Source organism: Geodermatophilus chilensis, assembly GCF_002802985.1.
In the GTDB taxonomy this organism is placed as follows: Bacteria; Actinomycetota; Actinomycetes; order Mycobacteriales; family Geodermatophilaceae; genus Geodermatophilus; species Geodermatophilus chilensis.
On sequence record NZ_NVPT01000306.1, the window covers coordinates 1 to 2,638 of the forward strand.

At 75.5% G+C, this 2,638-nt stretch carries 3 protein-coding genes; all 3 read right to left on the reverse strand.

The annotated features are described in order from the left end of the window. A partial coding sequence (locus CNO22_RS26650) for an L-aspartate oxidase (RefSeq protein WP_100502242.1) occupies positions 1-1,268 on the reverse strand: 1,268 nt, incomplete at its 3' end. 73 nt (positions 1,269-1,341) lie between these two features. Beyond that, positions 1,342-1,767 carry an aspartate 1-decarboxylase gene (gene panD, locus CNO22_RS26655; RefSeq protein WP_100502243.1) on the reverse strand — a complete coding sequence of 142 codons (426 nt, stop codon included), beginning with the start codon at positions 1,765-1,767 and terminating at the stop codon, positions 1,342-1,344. Further along, entirely contained in the window at positions 1,764-2,543 is a 780-nt protein-coding gene (gene panC / locus CNO22_RS26660; RefSeq protein ID WP_232807386.1) for a pantoate--beta-alanine ligase, read from the reverse strand. The genes panD and panC overlap by 4 nt, the downstream gene beginning before the upstream one ends. Between the last annotated feature and the right edge of the window lie 95 nt (positions 2,544-2,638).

Consider the following 2,638-nt stretch of genomic DNA (forward strand, 5'->3'; position numbering starts at 1 on the left):
CCCGCGGCCAGCTCCGCGCCGATGCGGGCGGCGAAGACCAGCCCCTCCAGCAACGAGTTCGAGGCCAGCCGGTTGGCCCCGTGCACGCCGGTGCAGGCCACCTCGCCGCAGGCGTACAGCCCGGGCACCGTCGTCCGGCCGACCAGGTCGGTGACCAGGCCGCCGGAGGCGTAGTGCGCCGCCGGGGTGACCGGGACGAGCTCGGTCGCCGGGTCGATGCCGGCCGCGCAGCAGCTGGCCACGATCGTCGGGAACCGCCGGGCCAGGTCGGAGACGTCGCGCGCGTCGAGCCAGACGTGGTCGACGCCGTCGCGCAGCTGCACCCGCGTGATCGCCTTGGCCACGACGTCGCGGGGCGCCAGCTCGGCCAGCGGGTGGACGCCGGCCATGAAGCGCTCCCCCGCCCCGTCGCGCAGCACCGCACCCTCGCCGCGCAGCGCCTCGCTGACCAGCGGCTGCTGGCCGCGCGCGCCCGGGCCGAGGTACAGGGCGGTGGGGTGGAACTGGACGAACTCCAGGTCGGTGGCGACCGCGCCGGCGCGCAGGCCGAGGGCGACGCCGTCCCCGGTGGAGACCGGCGGGTTCGTGGTGGCGGCGTAGACCTGGCCCATGCCGCCGGTGGCGAGCACGACCGCGCGGGCGCGCACCGCGCCGACGCCGTCGGCGCTGCCCTCGCCCAGCACGTGCAGGGTCACGCCGGCGGCGCGGCCGGTGGCGTCGGTGAGCAGGTCGAGCACCATCGCGTGCTCGACGAGGGTGACGCCGGGGTCGGCCCGGACGGCGTCCTGCAGCGCGCGCTGCACCTCCGAGCCGGTGGCGTCGCCGCCGGCGTGCACGATCCGGTCGGCGGAGTGCCCGCCCTCGCGGGTGAGCAGCAGCCGCCCGGACGGGTCGCGGTCGAAGGCGGCACCCCAGTCGATGAGCTGACGCAGCCGCTCGGGGCCCTCGTGCACCAGCACGGAGACCGCCTCGGGCTCGCACAGCCCCACCCCGGCGACCTCGGTGTCACGGGCGTGCGCCTCGGGGGTGTCGGCGGGGTCGAGCACGGCGGCGATGCCGCCCTGCGCCCAGCGGGTCGACCCGTCGTCCACCCGGACCTTGGTGACGACGGCGACCGACAACCCGGCCGCACGGGCGTGCAGCGCCACGCACAGCCCGGCCACCCCGGAGCCGACGACGCAGACGTCGGCTGCCAGCTCCCAGCCGGGCGCCGGCGCGGTCAGCCGCACCGGCAGCCCGGTGACCCGGGTGGCCGCCGAGGTGCTCACGAGGTCTCCTCGCTGGCGCTCGTCGACCCCGTGAGCAGGGCTGCTGCGCTCACGGGTGACCTCGCGAGCTCGGTCACCTGACCGGCACGCCGAGGTCGCTGCGCTGCTGGCCGGTCGCCCCCGGGACCGGCGCCGAGGGGTCGCCGCCGAGCTCGACGACGCGGTTGGCGACGTCGACGTGCACGACCCTCGGGATGTAGGACTTCGCCTCGGTCTCGTCCATCAGGCCGTAGCTGATCAGGATCACCAGGTCGCCGGGGTGCACCAGGTGCGCGGCGGCGCCGTTGATGCCGATGACGCCGCTGCCCCGCTCGCCGGGGATCACGTAGGTCTCCAGCCGCGCGCCGTTCGTGACGTCGACGATCGCGACCTGCTCGCCGGGGATCAGGTCGGCCGCGTCGAGCAGGTCCTCGTCGATCGTCACCGAGCCCACGTAGTGCAGGTCGGCCTGGGTGACCGTCGCGCGGTGGATCTTGGACTTGAGCATCGTGCGCATCATCGCGGGTCTCCCAGCTGGATCTCGGTGTTGTCGATGAGTCGGGTGCTGCCGGCGCGGGCGGCGACCAGCAGCCGGGCCGGGCCGGTGGCCGGCGCGTGCCCGAGGTCGGGATCGGTCATTGCCAGGTAGTCCGGGAGCAGGTCGGGCGCCTCGGCGAGGACGGCGCGGGCGGCGGCCAGGACGGCGTCGGCACCCTGCGGGCCGGCCGCGGCCCCCGCCCGCAGCGCGCGGGAGAGCGTGGCGGCGGTGGCCCGCTGCTCCGGCGAGAGGTAGCGGTTGCGGGAGGACAGCGCCATGCCGTCGTCCTCCCGGACGGTGGGCACGCCGACGACCTCGACGCCGAGGGCCAGCTCGCGGGCCATCGCCCGGATGAGCGTGAGCTGCTGGTAGTCCTTCTCCCCGAAGAGCGCCAGATCGGGGCGGACCAGGCCGAAGAGCTTGGCGACGACGGTCAGCACGCCGGCGAAGTGGCCGGGGCGGACGGCGCCCTCGAGGACGTCGCCCAGCGGGCCGGGGTGCACGGTCACGCCCACCGCGCCGGGCGGGTAGACCTCGTCCACCGGCGGGTGGAAGACGACGTCGGCGCCCTCCCCGGCCAGCGCGGCGAGGTCGGCGTCCCAGGTGCGCGGGTAGCGGTCGAAGTCCTCTCCGGGGCCGAACTGGGTCGGGTTGACGAAGACCGAGACGACGACGCTGCCGGCCCGCTCCCGGGCGGCGCGGACGAGGGTGCGGTGGCCCTCGTGCAGGGCGCCCATCGTGCTGTCGCTTATACACATCCGACGCTGCCGACGACCCCTTACGTGCAGATCTCGGCGTTCGCCCTTGCCTCAACACACACCGTCCCCTCCCCACTCCTAACTTCCTCACCTCT

Excerpts from the sequence above, each read along its gene's own strand:
- panD (WP_100502243.1), bottom strand. The coding sequence starts at position 1,767 with ATGATGCGCACGATGCTCAAGTCCAAGATCCACCGCGCGACGGTCACC.
- panC (WP_232807386.1), bottom strand. The coding sequence starts at position 2,543 with ATGTGTATAAGCGACAGCACGATGGGCGCCCTGCACGAGGGCCACCGC.